Below are 16,884 nucleotides of genomic sequence, written 5' to 3' on the forward strand. Positions count from 1 at the left end.
AGGTCGAGCGCTCATCGGCTGGGCACGAGCCGGCGAAACGAAACGCCCCACCGCTGAACGATGCTCAGCGGTGAGACGTTCGGGTTCGCCGGAACGGCGAAGGGAAGTACCTGCCAGGGTCAGAGGCGGGTGAGCCCGTGGGGCCGTTTGTTCATCGATTCGCAGCCGTCCGCGGTGACGACGACGATGTCTTCGATGCGGGCACCCCACTGGCCGGGGAAGTAGATGCCGGGTTCGATGCTGAACGCCATGCCGGGTTCCAGGACCAGGTCGTTGCCGGCGACGATGTAGGGCTCTTCGTGGACCGAGAGGCCGATGCCGTGGCCGGTGCGGTGGACGAAGTATTCGCCGAGACCGGCGGCGGCGAGTACGTCGCGGGCGGCGGCGTCGACGGATTCGGCGGTGACGCCGGGCTTGGCGGCGGCGACGGCGGCGGCTTGCGCGCGTTCCAGGAGGGCGATCTGGTCGGCGATTTCCTCTTCGGGTTCGCCGAGCACGTAGGTGCGGGTGGAGTCCGAGTAGTAGCCGGGTTCGACCGGGCCGCCGATGTCGATGACGACGACATCATCGGGTTCGATGACGCGCTGGGAGACCTCGTGGTGCGGGTCGGCGCCGTGCGGGCCGCTGCCGACGATCACGAAAGCGGCTGCGGTGTGGCCTTCTTCGATGATGGCCGCGGCGATGTCGGCCGCCACTTCGGCCTCGGTGCGCCCGGGGCGCAGCCATTCGCCCATGCGGGCGTGCACGCGGTCGATGGCGGCGCCCGCGCGGCGCAGGGCGTCGATCTCGCTGTCGTCCTTGAGCATTCGCAGTTCGCGCAGCACCGGGGTCGCCGAGATGGGCAGTGCGCCAAGGTGATCGGCGATGGGCAGCAGATGCAGGGCGGGCATGGCGTCGTCGACGGCGGTGCGCGCGCCCGCGTTCAGGATGCTCTTGACGATGCGGTAGGGGTCCACGCCGTCGACCCAGTCGACCACCTGCAGGCCGAGTTCCCCGGCCGCGGAATCCTTCAGCGAGGCCAGTTCCAGTTTGGGGATCACCACCGACGGGGTCTCCCCGCTGGCCGGAATCACCAGGCAGGTGAGCCGTTCGAAGGATTGTGCTCGCGAACCGATCAGATACCGCAGATCCGGTCCGGGGGTGATGAGCAGTGCGTCCAGGTGGGCCTCGCGGGCGAGTTCCGCCGCCCGCTCCAACCGCGCCCCGTAGATCCGTGCCGCGAACCGTGACTCGTCATGAGAGCTCATGTCGATCCAACCTACCTGTTCGGGCAAACCACGCGCAGCCCAGTGGGGCCCGCCGGGGCCGGAAACCGATAATGTCCCCAGGTCCCGGTAATGTCGGACGGCATGAGCACCCCTGCCGCCGGTCCGCTGCTGCTGCTCGACGGGGCCAGCCTGTGGTTCCGCGCGTTCTATGCGATTCCGGAGAAGATCACCGCACCGGACGGGCGGCCGGTCAATGCCGTGCGTGGGTTCACCGATATGGTCGCCGCGCTGGTCAAGCAGCATGCGCCGAGCCGCCTGGTGGTGTGCCTGGACCTGGATTGGCGGCCGCAGTTCCGGGTCGATCTGATCCCGTCCTACAAGGCGCACCGGGTGGCCGAGGACCAACCTGTCGCTGCCGCAGACGGTTCGGTGGCCGAGGAGGTGCCCGACACCCTCACCCCGCAGGTCGGCATGATCATGGAAGTGCTGGCGGCCGCCGGTATCGCCACGGCCGGCGCGGACGGCCTCGAAGCCGACGATGTGATCGGCACCCTGGCCACCGTCGAGCGCGACAGCGAGGTGATCGTGGTGAGCGGCGACCGCGATCTGCTGCAATTGGTGCGCGACACCCCCGCCCCGCCGGTACGCGTCTTCTATGTGGGCCGCGGCCTGTCCAAGGCCGAGCTGTGGGGCCCGGCCGAGGTGTCGGCCAAATACGGTGTGCCGGAAGCGATCGCGGGCCCCGCCTACGCCGATATGGCCGCCCTGCGCGGTGACGCCTCCGACGGGCTGCCGGGTGTGGCGGGCATCGGCGACAAGTCCGCCGCCCAGCTCATCTCCCGATTCGGTTCGGTGGAGGCCCTGCGCGCCGCCGCCGCGGACCCCGATTCCGACCTGGCCAAGGGCGTGCGCGCGAAACTCGTTGCCGCCGACGACTATCTGAAGGCCGCCGCCCCGGTCGTCCGCGTCGTGCAGGACGCGAAAGTCGAATTCTCCGGCTCGGACCTGCTCCCCCGCACCCCCGCCGATCCGGACGCCCTGCAGGCCCTGGCCGTCACTTACAACGCCGAAAGCCCGGTCAAGCGCCTGATCGCCGCCATGGCCAAGCGCTGAATCTCGCTGACACAGCGCGAGATCCCGGCCGAAAGCACACCGGGATGACGGTTGGCCGGACGGCCGGAATGACGGCGGGTAGGCGGGATGACAGTAGACCGGCGGAACGCCTGACAAATGGAATGGGCCCGGTGGTGATTCGCTCGAATCACCACCGGGCCCACCACGTTTCACGCCGGAACTCGGCGCCCCTCCCGATCCCCCGGGGTTTCAGGGACTTGCCCCTGAGAGCCCGGGAGTTGTTCTAGCTCGGGCGCCCGACCTCGTACGTGCCGTCGTCCTTGGTCACCTTGATGGTGACCTTCTTGCTCTCGCCACCCACCTTGAGCTGGCATTCGAAGGTCGCGTCCACCTTGACCTTCTGCCCGGACGGGCAGCTGACGTCCTGTACGTCCTCGATGCCGTAGGAGTCCTTGAGTACCTTCTGCACCCCGGTCGCCACGGCCTTGTTGTCGAGCTTGTCGGTGGCGGTCAGGAACAGCACCCCGGCGATGATGCCGCCCAGCACCACCAGCAGCACCGCGACGCCGCCGATGATCAGGCCGGTCTTCTTCTTGCCGCCGGGTTGCTGCGGCTGCGGCCACTGCTGGCCCGGCTGCCCGGTCTGCTGGTTCCAGTCCGGCTGGCCCTGCTGCGGCCACTGCGGCTGACTCTGCCCCCAGGTCTGCGCGCCGGGCTGCACCTGCGGCTGCGGCTGGCTCTGATTCCAGTCCTGCTGCCCGGGCTGGCCCTGCTGGGGCCACTGCGGCTGGCTCTGTCCCCACTGCGGCTGGCCCTGGACCGGCTGCTGCGGCTGGCTCTGCCCCCACGGCTGCTGGCCCGGTGCGGGCTGGCCCTGCTGCGGGTCGCCCCACTGCGCGGTCGGCGGCGCCGGCTGCTGCGGCTGTCCACCCCACTGCTGACCCGGAACAGCACCGCCGGGCGCGGGCTGGCCGCCGCCCCACTGCTGCGTCGGATCGTTGCGTCCCTCCCCTGTGCCAGGGGCGTCGTTCGGTCCGTACGGGCCGCTCATTTGCTTGCCTCCATCGCAATTCCGTTGCACAACACGCTAGCCCCCCGAGCGGGAACACGCTCGTGAACCCACCGCGGTCGCCTACGTTCAGGAAATCAAATCACAGTCGCCCAGGCTAGGCGGCGTCCACCGCCACGACACCCCGCCGGATGGCGCGCACGGCCTTGGCCGCGGTGGCGGCCACCTCCTCGTCGTCGGCGGTGGAGTGGATCTGGTCCAGCAGATCGATCACCTGACGGCACCATCGTACGAAATCGCCTGCCGACAACGAGTTTCCGCGATCGCCGCTGGCGAGCAGGGCGTCGGCGAGGTCACCGCCGGCGGCCCAGGTGTGCACGCCGGAGATGAAACCGAGGTCAGGTTCGCGGGTCGGTTGCAATCGGTGTTTGGCTTCGTCCGAACGCAATTGGCTCCAGACGCCGATGGTGGCGTCCACGGCGCGGCGAATCGGTGCGGTCGGTCCGGACGCGCCGAGATAACCGCCCTCCTGCCGGGATTCGTACACCAGGATCGATACCACCGCCGCGAGCTCGGCCGGACCCAGACCGCGCCACAGGCCCTGGCGCAGGCTTTCGGCCACGACCAGGTCGGCTTCGGCGTAGATGCGTGCCAGCCGCCGCCCGTCCGCGGTCACTTCGCCGTCGGCGACGTAGCCGCGTTCCTGCAGCAGTCCGAGAATGCGATCGAAGGTGCGGGCCAGCGAGTTGGTGGTGGCCGCGACCTGCTGGCGCATGGATTCGGTTTCCCGGTCCACCCGGTTGTAGCGTTCGCCGATGCGCGCCAGTTGTTCCCGGTCCGGCCGCGAGTGCGCCGGATGGTTGCGCAGCGCGCGCCGCAGCGCCTGCAGTTCGTGATCGTCGGAGGCCCGCGACTTGGGCCCACCGCTGCGTCCGCGCCGCGGCACGCTGATCCCGGTGCTGCGCAGCGCCGAGGCCAGGTCCCGGCGCACCCGCGCGGTCCGGTGATCGACGTGCTTCGGTAGCCGCAGTTTGCCCAATGTCTGTGCGGGCGTGGGGAAATCGGCGGCCGACACCCGGCCCGCCCACTTGTCCTCGGTGAGCACCAGCGGTCGCGGATCGCCCGGTGTCATATCGGGTTCGAGCACCACGGCCAGGCCCTGACGCCGCCCGGACGGAATCGCCACCACATCCCCGCGCCGCAGCGCGCCCAGCGCCGACACCGCGGCCTGCCGCCGATCGGTACGCCCCTGGCGTTCGATACTGCGTTCCCGCTCGCGGATGCGTTCGCGCAGCTGGATGTATTCGAAGAAGCTCTCATCGCCCAACTGCGAGCGCAGTTTCCGCATCTGCGCCTCGTTGCGTTCGATGCCGCGCACCAACCCGACCACCGACCGGTCGGCCTGGAACTGGGCGAAGGACCGCTCCAGCAGCGCCCGCGATTCCACCGCGCCCATGCGATCGACCAGATTGATCGACATGTTGTAGCCGGGCCGGAACGAACTGCGCAGCGGATAGGTCCGGGTGGAGGCCAGACCGGCCACCGCACTGGTGTCCACCTCCGGCTGCCACAGCACCACCGCGTGCCCCTCGACATCGATGCCGCGCCGCCCCGCACGCCCGGTGAGCTGCGTGTACTCCCCCGGCGTCAGTTCGGCGTGACTCTCGCCGTTGAACTTGACCAGGCGCTCGAGCACCACGGTCCGCGCGGGCATGTTGATGCCCAATGCCAGTGTCTCGGTGGCGAATACGGCCCGCACCAGGCCCTTGACGAACAGCTCCTCGACGGTGTGCCGGAAGGCCGGCAGCATGCCCGCGTGATGCGCCGCGAATCCGCGATGCAGCCCCTCGCGCCACTCCCAGTACCCGAGCACCTCGAGATCGCTGCGCGGCAGGTCCCCGGTGTGCTTCTCGATGATCGCGTCGACTTCCTCGCGGTCCTCCTCGCGCGAGAGGTCCAGCCGCGAGCGCACGCACTGTGCCAGCGCGCCATCGCAACCCGCGCGGCTGAAGATAAAGGTGATGGCCGGCAGCAGCCCGTCCTCGTCCAGCCGCGCGATGACCTCCGGCCGCGGGGTGGGCCGGTACATGCGCCGCCCGCCGCCGCGCCCGCGCCCGGGCACGCCCCAGTTCTCCATCCGGTCAACGGCTTCGCGCTGTTTGATGAAGCGCACCAGGTCCTGGTCCACCACCACTTTGGCGTCGCTGGACTTGGGATCGAACAGGTCGAACATGCGCCGCCCGACCATGACGTGCTGCCACAGCGGCACCGGCCGGGTCTCGTCCACGATGACGGCGGTGTCGCCGCGCACGGTTTCCATCCAGGCGCCGAATTCCTCGGCGTTGGAGACGGTCGCCGACAGGCTGACCAGGCGCACCTCCGGCGGCAGGTGCAGGATGACTTCCTCCCACACCGCGCCGCGGAAGCGGTCCGCGAGGTAGTGCACCTCGTCCATCACCACGTACGAAAGGCCCTGCAGCGCATCCGAGCTCGCGTAGAGCATATTGCGCAGCACCTCGGTGGTCATGACGACCACGGGCGCGTCCGGATTGATGGACTGGTCTCCGGTCAGCAGGCCGACGGTGTCGCGTCCGTAGCGCTCGGTCAGGTCCGCGAACTTCTGGTTCGACAGCGCCTTGATCGGCGTGGTGTAGAAGCACTTTCCGCCCGAGGCCAGGGCCATGTGGACGGCGAATTCACCGACCACGGTCTTGCCCGCGCCGGTGGGCGCGCACACGAGCACGCTGTGCCCGCCCTCGAGGGCTTCACACGACTGCTGCTGGAAGGGATCCAGTGCGAATTTCAGTTCGGCGGCGAATGCCGCCAGTTCGCCAGTAAGCGACCTTGATGTCACTTGTCAGAGCGTATCGGAGTAGTCCGACGTGGATCGCGTGGTTTTCTCCGGGGATGTCGCGGGTGTCGTCGCGCCGACCGGCTCGGGAGTCTCGACGGGCGCGACGCCCTCGACGCCGGAGGTGTCGCTCAGCGGAGACGCCTCGTCGTCGGAGAGTTTGCTCCAGTCCTCGTTCAGCTTCGCCTTGCGCTTGTCGTTGATCCGAGCGATCTGCACGGCGACCTCGAACAGCACGGTCAACGCCAGCGCCAGCGCCAGCATGGAGAACGGATCCTGCGGGGTCACGATGGCCGCGAACACGAACAGGCCGAAGATCAGGCCGCGCCGCCATTTGGTGAGGCGTTCGTAGGTGAGCACGCCCACGAAGTTCAAACCCACGATGATCAAAGGCGTTTCGAAGCTGACGCCGAAGATGATCAGCAGCTGAATGATGAAGCCGAAGTATTGCGAACCGCTCAACGCGGTGATCTGCACGTTGTTGCCGATGGTCATCAGGAACGCCAGCGCGTGCGAGACGATGAAGTACGCCAGCACCGCGCCCGCGACGAACAGCGCGGCGGCGGCGGTCACGAAGGACACCGCGTACTTGCGTTCCTTGGCGTACAGGCCCGGGGTGATGAACGCCCACAGCTGATACAGCCAGATCGGGCAGGCCAGCACCACGCCCGCGGTGACGCCGACCTTCAAGCGCAGCATGAACTGTTCGAACGGCGCGGTGGCCAGCAATCGGCAGGCGCCGTCGGGGCTGAGCGCGGCGCGCGAGGACGCGGGCAGCTCGCAGTACGGTCCGGTCAGGATGTCGCCGAGCGCGGTGATGCCGAACAGCGAATGCGAGTACCAGTAGAAGCCCAGGAGCGTGGTGACCGCGATGGCCGCCAGCGCGATGAGCAGGCGGGTCCGGAGCTCGGCCAGATGCTCGACCAACGACATGGTGCCGTCGGGATTGGTTCGCCGCTTGCTGCGTCGCGGATCGAACGGAATACGCATGTAAGTGCTGCCTCGCTGCGAGTGAACGCCCCGGACCTGGACAAAAAGCTATCCCGGGATGAGCGCCCGCTCACCCCGGCACCGTGGCCTGGATCAGGCCTGCTGCTGGTCGCCCTGCGGCTTGGTGAGGTTCGCGGCCGGCGCGGCGGTCTGCGCCTGCGGCAGCTGTGCCTGCGGCTGCGGGGCCGCGGCGGGGGCGGCCTCCTCGGCCTTGCCCTCGGTCTGCATCTGGTTCATTTCGCTCTTGAAGATGCGCAACGACCGGCCGAGGCCACGGGCGGCGTCGGGCATCCGCTTGGCGCCGAAGAACAGCAAGAAGACCAGCGCGACGATCAGCAGATGTGTGGGACTGAGCGAGCCCATCGTTTCCTACCTCCAAAGACTGTGGTGTTTCAGATGCTACCGGACATGCATATGACGGCTGCACCCGTCAAGTGGTCGGAGCGCTCGCGTGAACGCCCGGTGAACGCCTAACTCGCCGCGGCGGCGGTCAGTTCCGCCAGCAACTCCGCGCCCGACCAGGTGCGACGGTCGCCGTCCTCCGCCCGGTGCACGAGTTCGATCAACCTGCGGTTCACCGGCGTGGGTATGCCGACCATGGTGCCGAGGCTCACGATCTCGCCGCAGAGCCAGGCGATCTCGGTCTTGCGGCCGGCGGCCAGATCGTCGGCCATGGACGAGCGGGCCACCGGATCGATGGCCAGCACCTTGCCGGCAACCCGTTGGAAGAGGCCGTCGGGGAAGGTGAGCAGGCGGGCCATCAGCTCGGGCGGCAGCGGGGTGAGCCGGGCCGGGCGGATGCGGGCGTGATCCATGGCGATCAGGGCCTCGCGCTGGGTCAGGGCCAGGCAGCGGCGATAGTCGCGATTGCCCAGCTCCTCGCGCAGCGGGCGGCCGGACAGCGCGTTGATCGGATTGTTGAGGTTGAGCAGCAGCTTGGCCCACTGCACCGGCAGCAGGTCCGGGTAGCGCTTGACCTCGAGGCCGGATGTGCCGAAGACCGGGGCGAACCGGTTCAGCACCGGATCGTCGGCGATGGCCACCCCGCCCGCGGTGCCGCGGTGGAATCGGCCGCCGGGATGGTGCACGACATTGAACATGACCATGCCGGGCAGCACCACGCACGCGGGCAGCACCTCGCGGATCACCGCGTCGTTGCCGATGCCGTTCTGCAGGCTGATCACCACGGTGCCGGGCTTCAGCAGGCCCGACAGCTGGCGTGCCGCGGATTCGGTATCGGCCGACTTCACCGCGATCAGCACCAGGTCGGCATCGCCGGAAGGTTCGGTGGCGGTGCGGAATCGGCCCGCCTCGACCCGGAGGTCGTGGCCGTCGAGGTCGGTGAGCCGCAGGCCGTGGGCGGTGATCTCGTCGAGCATGCGGGGCCGGCCGACGAAGGTGACGTCCGCGCCGGCGGCCGCGAGCGATCCGCCGACGTACACCCCGATACTGCCCGCGCCGAGCACCATCACGCGAAAGCTCAAGCGGGACCGACCTCCTCGAGCCCGGTCGGCGCGAGCGCGTCCGCGGCGTCCGGTTCGTGGGCCAGCGCGGCGTAGGCGGCCAGCGCGGCGCCCGAGCGCTCGCGGACGGCGCTGACCAGTTCGGGCGGCCCGAGCACGGTGACGCCGGAACCGAAGCCGAGCAGCAGGCGGGCCATCCAGTCGAGGGTGGCGAAGCGCATGGTGGCTTCGATGCTCTCGTCCGCGTGGGTGGTGACCTTGTGCATGGGGTACTGGTCGAGCACCCAGGCGTAGTCGGGGCGAATCAGCAAGCGCGCCAGCGGGACCGCGGGATCGTCCACGAACAGGTCGAGGGCGGAGGTCTCGTCGGCGGCGGCCTCGGCGGGCGGGCGCGCGGGTTCGTCGAGTTCGGTGGCCTCTTCGATGCGGTCGAGGCGGAACAGGCGCACGCCTTCGGCTTCGCGGCACCAGGCGCGCAGGTAGGAGTTGTTGTCCACCAGCACGATCCGGATGGGGTCGACCACGCGTTCGGAGACCACGTCGCGGCTGGCGGAGTAGTAGACCAGGCGCAGGGCGTGATCGCGCTCCAGGGCGGACCGGACGGTCGCCACGGCGGGGGCCTCGGTGGGGACCGGGACGGTGATGGCGTCGAATTCCAGTCCGGAGAAGGCGGATTCGATCTTCGCGATGGCCGATTGCGCGGCGCTCGGGTCGACCATGCCGGGCAGGTCGGCGATGGACCGCAGCGCCACCAGCAGCGCGGTCGCCTCCAGGGAGGTCAGCCGCAGCGGCCGGTCGATGCCCGCGGAGAAGGTGACCTCGATGCTCTCCTCGGAGAAGGACAGGTCGATCAGGTCACCGGGTCCGTAGCCCGGAAGTCCGCACATCCACAGCTGATTCAGGTCGGTCATCAGCTGTTTGGTGGTGACGCCCAGTTCGGCGGCGGCTTCGGCGGCGGAGATGCCCGGATTGGCCTGGAAGTACGGGATCATGTTCAGCAGCCGGGCCAGGCGGGTGGACAGCCGGCTCCCGGCCGCCGCCGCATTCCCCCGCCGTCCATCGGACGCGCGCGTCACGCCGACACCTCCGTCCGTTCCAGCACCGACTCGAGCCGGGCGATCACATTGTCGCGCAGGTCATCCGGCGCGAGCACCAGGGCGTCCGCGCCCAGACCGGTGATGAGGCGGGCCAGCCAATCGCGCGAGCGCACCGGCACTTCCACGATGGAGCCCTTGCGGCCGCCGATCTCGCGCTCCTCCATGGTGGCGCCCAAGCGGCGGATCTCCTGACCGCGCCCGTCGGCGACCCACACCGTGGCCGAACCGGTGATCGGGGCCTGCCCGGTCACCTCGGCGACGCGAGCGCGCACATCCACGCCTTCGGGCTTGTGCACCACATTGGCCGGGCCGTATTCCACGATCTCCTCGCCAATACGCGAGACCCGGAAGACGCGTTCGGCCTGGCGCGCGTTGTCGAAGCCGACCAGGTACCAGCGGCCGTGATGGGTGACCACACCCCAGGGCTGCACATCACGTTCGATGGGATCCCCGTGCGACTGCCGGTGCTGGAACTTCACCGCCCGGCCCGCGTCGATGGCGGCCAGCAGCTTGCCGAGGACGGGTTCGGAGCCACGGGTGCGCGCCGGCACCGCGGGCACGGAGGCCACTCCGGATTCGGGTTCCACGTGGATGCCGGCCGCTTTCAGCTTGAGCAGCGCGCCTTCCGCGGCGGTCGCCAGTTCCGGCGATTCCCACAGCTGCACCGCGACCGCGACCGCGGCGGCTTCCTCGCTGGTCAGGTCGATATCGGGGAGTTCGTAGGAGTCCCGGTTGATCCGGTACCCCTCGACGCTCGAATACCGGCTCACCGGGCCGATTTCCAGGGGAATGCCCAGATCGCGCAGCTCGTTCTTGTCGCGCTCGAACATGCGGCTGAACGCCTCGTCGCTCGCGGACTCCTCGTATCCCGCGACACTTTCCCGGATCCGCTCGGCGGTCAGGAACTGGCGGGTGGACAGCAGCGCGATAACCAGATTCATCAACCGCTCGACCTTGGATATCGCCACCCGTAAGAGAGTAATGTGCCCGCCCCGCCGCCGTGGTACGGCGGGTCCCAAAAATCGCCGGACCCGCCGAGTGAGATCCCTTCGGGGATGCGCGCGGCTGCCGTCGCCTCCCCCTTCCATGCCACGGGCCGCGAACCCGTCCGGGTTCGCGGCCCGCTGTGCACTCGGGGATCGCCGCGCAATCGCGTTGCGCTACACCGATGTTCGCGACTACATGGAGGCGATGAGCCGGTCCACGCGCTCGTCGACCGAACGGAACGGGTCCTTGCACAGGACCGTGCGCTGCGCCTGATCGTTGAGCTTGAGGTGCACCCAGTCGACGGTGAAGTCGCGTCCGGCCTCCTGAGCGGCGGTGATGAAATCGCCGCGCAGCTTGGCCCGGGTGGTCTGCGGCGGCGTGGTGACCGCGGCATCGACCGCCTCGTCCTCGGTGACCCGCTTGGCCAGACCCTTGCGCTGCAGCAGGTCGAAGACGCCGCGGCCGCGCTTGATGTCGTGGTAGGCCAGATCCAGCTGGGCGATCTTGGGATCGGACAGCTCCATGTTGTAGCGGTCCTGGTAGCGCTGGAACAGCTTGCGCTTGATGATCCAGTCGATCTCGGTGTCCACCTTGGCGAAGTCCTGCGCCTCGACCGCGTCCAGGGTGCGGCCCCACAGGTCCACCACCGCGTCGACCTGCGGATCGCGATCGCGATTGTTCAGGTGCTCGACGGCGCGGGCGTAGTACTCGCGCTGGATGTCGAGGGCGCTGGCCTGCCGTCCGCCAGCCAGCCGCACCGGGCGGCGACCGGTCAGATCGTGCGAGACCTCGCGGATCGCCCGAATCGGGTTGTCCAGGGCGAAATCCCGGAACGCCACGCCCGCCTCGATCATCTCGAGCACCAGCGAGGCCGTGCCCACCTTGAGCATGGTGGTCGGCTCGGCCATGTTCGAGTCGCCGACGATGACGTGCAGGCGCCGGTACTTCTCGGCGTCGGCGTGCGGCTCGTCACGCGTATTGATGATCGGCCGGGACCGGGTGGTCGCCGAGGAGACGCCTTCCCAGATGTGCTCGGCCCGCTGCGAGAGGCAGAAGGTCGCCGCCTTGGGCGTCTGCAGCACCTTCCCGGCGCCGCAGATCAACTGCCGGGTCACCAGGAAGGGCAACAGCACATCGGAGATGCGGGAGAACTCACCGGCGCGGACCACGAGGAAGTTCTCGTGGCAGCCGTAGGAGTTGCCCGCCGAGTCCGTGTTGTTCTTGAACAGGTAGATGTCGCCGCCGATACCCTCTTCGGCGAGACGCTGTTCGGCGTCGATGAGCAGATCCTCGAGGACCCGCTCGCCCGCGCGGTCGTGCGTCACCAGCTGCACCAGGCTGTCGCACTCGGCCGTCGCGTACTCCGGATGGGAACCGACATCGAGGTAGAGCCGGGCGCCATTACGGAGGAACACGTTGGAACTACGGCCCCAAGAAACTACCCGGCGGAATAGATACCGGGCCACCTCGTCAGGACTCAACCGACGGTGACCGTGGAAGGTGCACGTCACCCCGAATTCGGTTTCGATCCCCATGATTCGTCGCTGCACCCTATCGACATTACAGCGATGTTGTGTGCTACCAGGGTGTACTCGGACAGGTACTGCAAACGGGTTCACAACGATTTAGCACGGTCTGCAACCCGGCAGCACGCGCACGCAGCGAAAAAGCAAGGCCCCTTTGCACTCTCCCATTGAGAGTGCAAAGGAAATCGTCCCGAATAGCGGGATTATTTTGTCGTCGTCACCACACCGGAACTCCCCGCCGGAGTCCGTTCGACCGTGCTGCTCGACGGGACGGCCGAAGTGGTCGTCACCGGGGTGGTTGTCGTGGTCGTGGTGGTGCTGGACGAGGCCGGCGTGCTGGTCGGCAAGGCGCCCACGTGGATCGAATGCGCCCGCGCGCTCCAGGAATTCGGCAGATCGCCCTTCGTACCCTTCTCGACCCGGTAGGTATCGCCGCGATAGTCGTACCTGTCGAACAGCGTCACGAAGGTGCCGGTCCGGTTCAGCACCGAGACCGTGGCCGCATCGATGTGCTGCCCGCGCAGATCCGGTGAACCCTCGGCGAACAGCGACATCTTGCCGTTCCCGTCGCTCCCGGTGAACAGGCAGATCTTCTTGTCCGGGCAGCGATCGAACCCGTCACAGCCGCCCTTGGTCTTGCACATGTCCTCGACCTTGGCGGGCAACGTCTTCCCCGACACCGTCAGGTCGTTGCCGCCCTTGCCGGTGACGACCACCACCGGCTGGTCCTTGTCCGGTTCGGCATTGAGGTTCTCGACGAACACCTGGCACGCGGCGGTGAGCGCGATACCGGCCACGGTGGCGACCGCGGCGACGGCCGCGGTCTGCACGGTGCGCCCGGCGCGCAACGTGGTGGCGATGTAATCGACCACGGGAACGACCAATTCGCAGGTCGTCTCCTCGGCCTTCTTCACGATCTGATCCTGATCGGCCTGCTTGCATCCGGTCACTCCGACGCTCAGTACGAGCAGCGTCAGCAGCGCCACAATCCTTGTCACACAGGCACAATCGCGAACGGGGGTGTGATCGTAAACACGTTCGGCCGCGATTCCTCCCGGAATCGCGGCCGAACGTGGGGGCCCGGTGCCGTGCGGGCCGAATGTTGGTGCGGGGCTACGGGTTGGAGGGGTCTCCGGCCGACGGTTTGTCGGCTTCCGCGGCGGCCTTGGCGTTGGCGGCCTTGCCCGTGACCAGTTCTTGCAGAACCGAGCCCTGGATGCGGCGGAAGGCGCGGCGGGGGCGGGCCTGTTCGAGGGTGGCCACCTCGAGCGAGCCGACGCCGACGGTGCGCTTGTCCTTGTCGCCCTCGGGGGCGGCCTTCTGCAGGGCCGCCGTGGCGACGGTGACCGCGGTGTGCAGGTCCATGCCGGCTTTGTAGGAACCCTTGAGCGCGGCGATGATCGGATCGGTATTACCGCCCATCACCACGAATTCCCGTTCGTCGACGATGGATCCGTCGAAGTTGATCCGGTACAGGACCGAATTCGACTCCTGCTCCGGGTATCCCACCTCGGCGACGCAGATCTCCACCTCGTAGGGCTTGAGCTGATCGGTGAAGATGCTGCCCAGGCTCTGCGCGTAGAGATTGGCCAGGAAGCGGCCGGTCACGTCGCGGCGGTCGAACTGGTAGCCCCGCAGGTCCGCCTGCAGGATGCCGCCGCGGCGCAGCGCCTCGAACTCGTTGTACTTGCCGACCGCGGCGAAACCGACACGGTCGTACAACTCGCTCACCTTGTGCAGTGTCGCCGAAGGGTTCTCGGCGACGAACAGCACGCCCTTGTCGTAGGTCAGCACGACGACACTGCGGCCCCGGGCGATGCCCTTGCGCGCAAGTTCGGTCTTGTCGCGCATGATCTGTTCGGCCGACGCGTAATACGGCAGTGTCATGCTTCGCCGCCCCCTTCCGCAGCCAGGGCGGCACGATCGGCGACGATCGCCCGCGTGATGTCCTTGAGCCGTTCCTCGGACACCTCGGCGGAGCCCTCGGCGTCGATGACGATCGCCGTCGGGTAGATGTCCCGCATGGTGTCGGGACCGCCGGTGGCGGTGTCGTCGTCGGCGGCGTCGAACAGCGACTCGACCGCGTTGCGCAGCGCCTTGTCCTGATCGATGCCGCGGCGGTAGGTCTTCTTCAGCGACGACTTGGCGAACAGTGAACCCGACCCCACCGCGGTGTAGCCGAAGCGCTCTTCCGAGCGCCCGCCGACCACGTCGTAGGAAATGATGCGCCCGGCCTTGTCCGGGTCCTGCGCGGCGGGATCGAACCCGACGAGCAGCGGCACCACCGCCAGGCCCTGCAGGGCCGCCGGCAGATTGTCGCGCACCATCTTCGACAGCTTGTTGGCCTTGCCGTCGAAGGTGAGGGGGACGCCTTCGATCTTCTCGTAGTACTCGAGCTCGACCGCGAACAGGCGGATCATCTCGATCGCCATGCCCGCGGTGCCCGCGATGCCCGCCGCCGAGTAGGTGTCGGTGATGTACACCTTCTCGATGTCACGGCTGGCCAGCAGATTGCCCTGGGTTGCCCGCCGGTCGCCCGCGATCAGCACACCGCCGCGGTAGGAGACCGCGACGATGGTGGTGCCGTGCGGGGCGATATCGGAGGGCGCACCCCCGGTCAGGGGTGCGCCGGAACCGTGGGAACCGTTGCCGGGCAACAGTTCCGGTGCGGACATTCGCAAGTATTCGGAGAAAGAGGATTGGGCGAACCCCGTCTGGAGCCGCAGGGGGTCACCTTGGGTCACTGGCCGCCCTTCTGCACATAGGCGCGGACGAAGTCCTCCGCGTTCTCCTCCAGGACGTCGTCGATCTCGTCGAGCAGGTCGTCGGTCTCTTCAGCGAGCTTCTCGCGACGCTCCTGTCCAGCAGCACCGTCCCCGACCGGGCCCTCGTCCTCGTCGCCACCACCGGCGCGCTTGGTCTGCTCTTGTGCCATAGCAGCCGACCTCCTCTGTGATCATCGGCGAGCACCGGAAAGATCCGATGCTCGTGCAGTCAACATTACCCACGGTCGGCGACAACATGCCGGATTAGCCGCAATGTGCTCTTGCTGCTATCACTCCGACGCTGTCGCGGATCGGGGTCAGTGGGTGAGTTGCTGAACCAGTTCCGACGCGGTGTGGACACCGTCGAGCAACTTCCCGACATGGGACTTGGTGCCGCGGCGGGGTTCCAGGGTGGGGATGCGGACCAGGGAGTCGCCGCCCAGGTCGAAGATCACCGAGTCCCAGCTGGCCGCGGCGATGTCGGCACCGAAGCGGCGCAGGCATTCACCGCGGAAGTAGGCGCGGGTGTCGGTGGGCGGGTTGGTCATGGCGTCGACGATCTGCTGCTCGGTGACCAGGCGCTGCATGGAGCCGCGGGCCACCAGGCGGTTGTAGAGGCCCTTGTCCAGGCGGACATCGGAGTACTGGAGGTCGACCAGGTGGAGTTTGGGGGCGGCCCAGGTGAGGCCCTCGCGGTTGCGCATGCCTTCCAGCAGACGGAGTTTGGCGGTCCAGTCCAGCAGGTCGGCGGTTTCCATGGGGTCGCGCTCGAGCAGGTCCAGGACGTGGGCCCACTTCTCGATGACGTCCTGGACGCGAGGGTCGTCATTGCCTTCGCGGTCCATGAACTTCTCGACGCGATCGAGGTAGATGCGTTGCAGCGCAAGGCCGGTGAGCTCGCGCCCGTCCGAAAGGGCAACGGTGGCACGCAGAGTGGGGTCGTGGGAGATGGTGTGCACCGCGGTCACCGGGCGAGCCAGCTGGAGATCGGAGAGATCCTCGCCGGCTTCGATGAGGTCGAGCACCAGCGCGGTGGTGCCGACCTTGAGGTAGGTCGACCATTCCGACAGGTTGGCGTCGCCGATGATGACGTGCAGGCGCCGGTACTTGTCGGCGTCGGCGTGCGGTTCGTCGCGGGTGTTGATGATGCCGCGCTTGAGCGTGGTCTCGAGGCCGACCTCGACCTCGATGTAGTCCGCGCGCTGCGACAGCTGGAAGCCGGGGGTGTCACCGGACTGGCCGATGCCCACCCGTCCGGACCCGCAGATCACCTGACGGGAGGCGAAGAACGGGGTCAGGCCCAGGATGATCTGGTTGAAGGGGGTGTCGCGGCTCATCAGGTAGTTCTCGTGGGTGCCGTAGGAGGCGCCCTTGCCGTCGACATTGTTCTTGTAGAGCTGCATGCGGGGTGCGCCGGGCACGCTCGAGGCGTACCGGGCAGCCGCTTCCATGACGCGTTCGCCCGCTTTGTCCCAGATAACCGCGTCCAGGGGGTCGGTGACCTCGGGCGCGGAGTATTCGGGATGGGCATGATCGACATAGAGCCGGGCGCCGTTGGTCAGGATCATGTTCGCCGCGCCGACCTCGTCGGCGTCGATGACCGGGGCGGGCCCGTTGAGCCGGCCCAGATCGAAACCGCGCGCGTCGCGCAGCGGGGATTCCACCTCGTAGTCCCAGCGAGTCCGCTTGGCGCGCGGCACGCCTTCGGCCGCGGCATAGGCGAGCACCGCCTGGGTCGACGTGAGAATCGGGTTGGCCGACGGCTCCGTAGGCGTCGAAATGCCGTACTCGACCTCGATTCCGATGATGCGCTGCATGGGTTCGAGCCTAGGCGAACACCACACCCGGGCGCGGGTGGACTGTCCGGGTTGGGGTCATTCGCGAGTCGGATGCCGCATCGTCCCGCAGGCCGAT

15 protein-coding genes are annotated in these 16,884 nt (G+C 68.1%); 1 reads left to right on the forward strand and 14 read right to left on the reverse strand.

Annotated elements, in window-relative coordinates; genetic code table 11:
* Positions 1–119: 119 nt before the first annotated feature.
* Complete coding sequence (locus LTV02_RS13405; protein WP_233040327.1) at positions 120–1,247, reverse strand: M24 family metallopeptidase; 1,128 nt, start codon at positions 1,245–1,247, stop codon at positions 120–122.
* Between the two features lie 102 nt (positions 1,248–1,349).
* On the opposite strand from LTV02_RS13405, the gene LTV02_RS13410 reads away from it, so the two are divergent.
* Positions 1,350–2,321 carry a 5'-3' exonuclease gene (locus tag LTV02_RS13410; protein WP_233040328.1) on the forward strand — a complete coding sequence of 324 codons (972 nt, stop codon included), beginning with the start codon at positions 1,350–1,352 and terminating at the stop codon, positions 2,319–2,321.
* A 244-nt stretch (positions 2,322–2,565) separates the two neighbouring features.
* Here LTV02_RS13410 and LTV02_RS13415 read toward each other — a convergent pair whose 3' ends face one another.
* From LTV02_RS13415 to dop, 13 genes are all read right to left on the reverse strand, one after another.
* Positions 2,566–3,333, reverse strand: coding sequence for a DUF4333 domain-containing protein (locus LTV02_RS13415; protein WP_233040329.1), 768 nt, complete (start codon positions 3,331–3,333; stop codon positions 2,566–2,568).
* Positions 3,334–3,448: 115 nt separating this feature from the next.
* Positions 3,449–6,145, reverse strand: coding sequence for a DEAD/DEAH box helicase (locus LTV02_RS13420; protein WP_233040330.1), 2,697 nt, complete (start codon positions 6,143–6,145; stop codon positions 3,449–3,451).
* A gap of 3 nt (positions 6,146–6,148) precedes the next feature.
* Positions 6,149–7,132, reverse strand: coding sequence for a twin-arginine translocase subunit TatC (gene tatC / locus LTV02_RS13425; RefSeq protein WP_233040331.1), 984 nt, complete (start codon positions 7,130–7,132; stop codon positions 6,149–6,151).
* 93 nt (positions 7,133–7,225) lie between these two features.
* Positions 7,226–7,495, reverse strand: coding sequence for a Sec-independent protein translocase subunit TatA (tatA, locus tag LTV02_RS13430; protein WP_233040332.1), 270 nt, complete (start codon positions 7,493–7,495; stop codon positions 7,226–7,228).
* A gap of 107 nt (positions 7,496–7,602) precedes the next feature.
* On the reverse strand, positions 7,603–8,616 hold the full coding sequence (locus tag LTV02_RS13435; RefSeq protein ID WP_233040333.1) for a 2-dehydropantoate 2-reductase: 1,014 nt from the start codon (positions 8,614–8,616) through the stop codon (positions 7,603–7,605).
* The gene (locus LTV02_RS13440; protein WP_233041564.1) at positions 8,613–9,587 is read right to left on the reverse strand and encodes a helix-turn-helix transcriptional regulator; all 975 of its coding nucleotides are present in this window, start codon (positions 9,585–9,587) and stop codon (positions 8,613–8,615) included. The genes LTV02_RS13435 and LTV02_RS13440 overlap by 4 nt, the downstream gene beginning before the upstream one ends.
* Positions 9,588–9,667: 80 nt before the next feature.
* Positions 9,668–10,660 (reverse strand): helix-turn-helix transcriptional regulator, encoded by a 993-nt coding sequence (locus tag LTV02_RS13445; RefSeq protein WP_233040334.1) that lies wholly within the window; start codon positions 10,658–10,660, stop codon positions 9,668–9,670.
* 210 nt (positions 10,661–10,870) lie between these two features.
* Positions 10,871–12,229, reverse strand: a complete 1,359-nt coding sequence (gene pafA / locus LTV02_RS13450; protein WP_218026768.1) for a Pup--protein ligase — start codon at positions 12,227–12,229, stop codon at positions 10,871–10,873.
* 179 nt (positions 12,230–12,408) lie between these two features.
* Complete coding sequence (locus LTV02_RS13455; protein ID WP_233040335.1) at positions 12,409–13,203, reverse strand: peptidase inhibitor family I36 protein; 795 nt, start codon at positions 13,201–13,203, stop codon at positions 12,409–12,411.
* Positions 13,204–13,318: 115 nt separating this feature from the next.
* Positions 13,319–14,092, reverse strand: coding sequence for a proteasome subunit alpha (gene prcA / locus LTV02_RS13460; protein WP_233040336.1), 774 nt, complete (start codon positions 14,090–14,092; stop codon positions 13,319–13,321).
* Positions 14,089–14,880 carry a proteasome subunit beta gene (prcB, locus tag LTV02_RS13465; RefSeq protein WP_233040337.1) on the reverse strand — a complete coding sequence of 264 codons (792 nt, stop codon included), beginning with the start codon at positions 14,878–14,880 and terminating at the stop codon, positions 14,089–14,091. Before prcB ends, prcA begins: the two co-directional genes overlap by 4 nt.
* Before the next feature lie 65 nt (positions 14,881–14,945).
* Complete coding sequence (locus tag LTV02_RS13470; protein WP_067536347.1) at positions 14,946–15,140, reverse strand: ubiquitin-like protein Pup; 195 nt, start codon at positions 15,138–15,140, stop codon at positions 14,946–14,948.
* 147 nt (positions 15,141–15,287) lie between these two features.
* Entirely contained in the window at positions 15,288–16,787 is a 1,500-nt protein-coding gene (gene dop / locus LTV02_RS13475; RefSeq protein WP_233040338.1) for a depupylase/deamidase Dop, read from the reverse strand.
* Positions 16,788–16,884 lie beyond the last annotated feature (97 nt).

The organism is Nocardia yamanashiensis (assembly GCF_021183565.1).
In the GTDB taxonomy this organism is placed as follows: Bacteria; Actinomycetota; Actinomycetes; order Mycobacteriales; family Mycobacteriaceae; genus Nocardia; species Nocardia yamanashiensis.

Coding starts and splice junctions, on each gene's coding strand:
- LTV02_RS13470 (WP_067536347.1), bottom strand. CDS start 15,140: ATGGCACAAGAGCAGACCAAGCGCGCCGGTGGTGGCGACGAGGACGAG.
- LTV02_RS13415 (WP_233040329.1), bottom strand. CDS start 3,333: ATGAGCGGCCCGTACGGACCGAACGACGCCCCTGGCACAGGGGAGGGA.
- LTV02_RS13410 (WP_233040328.1), top strand. CDS start 1,350: ATGAGCACCCCTGCCGCCGGTCCGCTGCTGCTGCTCGACGGGGCCAGC.
- LTV02_RS13440 (WP_233041564.1), bottom strand. CDS start 9,587: ATGATCCCGTACTTCCAGGCCAATCCGGGCATCTCCGCCGCCGAAGCC.
- prcB (WP_233040337.1), bottom strand. CDS start 14,880: ATGTCCGCACCGGAACTGTTGCCCGGCAACGGTTCCCACGGTTCCGGC.
- tatC (WP_233040331.1), bottom strand. CDS start 7,132: ATGCGTATTCCGTTCGATCCGCGACGCAGCAAGCGGCGAACCAATCCC.
- dop (WP_233040338.1), bottom strand. CDS start 16,787: ATGCAGCGCATCATCGGAATCGAGGTCGAGTACGGCATTTCGACGCCT.
- LTV02_RS13405 (WP_233040327.1), bottom strand. CDS start 1,247: ATGAGCTCTCATGACGAGTCACGGTTCGCGGCACGGATCTACGGGGCG.
- tatA (WP_233040332.1), bottom strand. CDS start 7,495: ATGGGCTCGCTCAGTCCCACACATCTGCTGATCGTCGCGCTGGTCTTC.
- prcA (WP_233040336.1), bottom strand. CDS start 14,092: ATGACACTGCCGTATTACGCGTCGGCCGAACAGATCATGCGCGACAAG.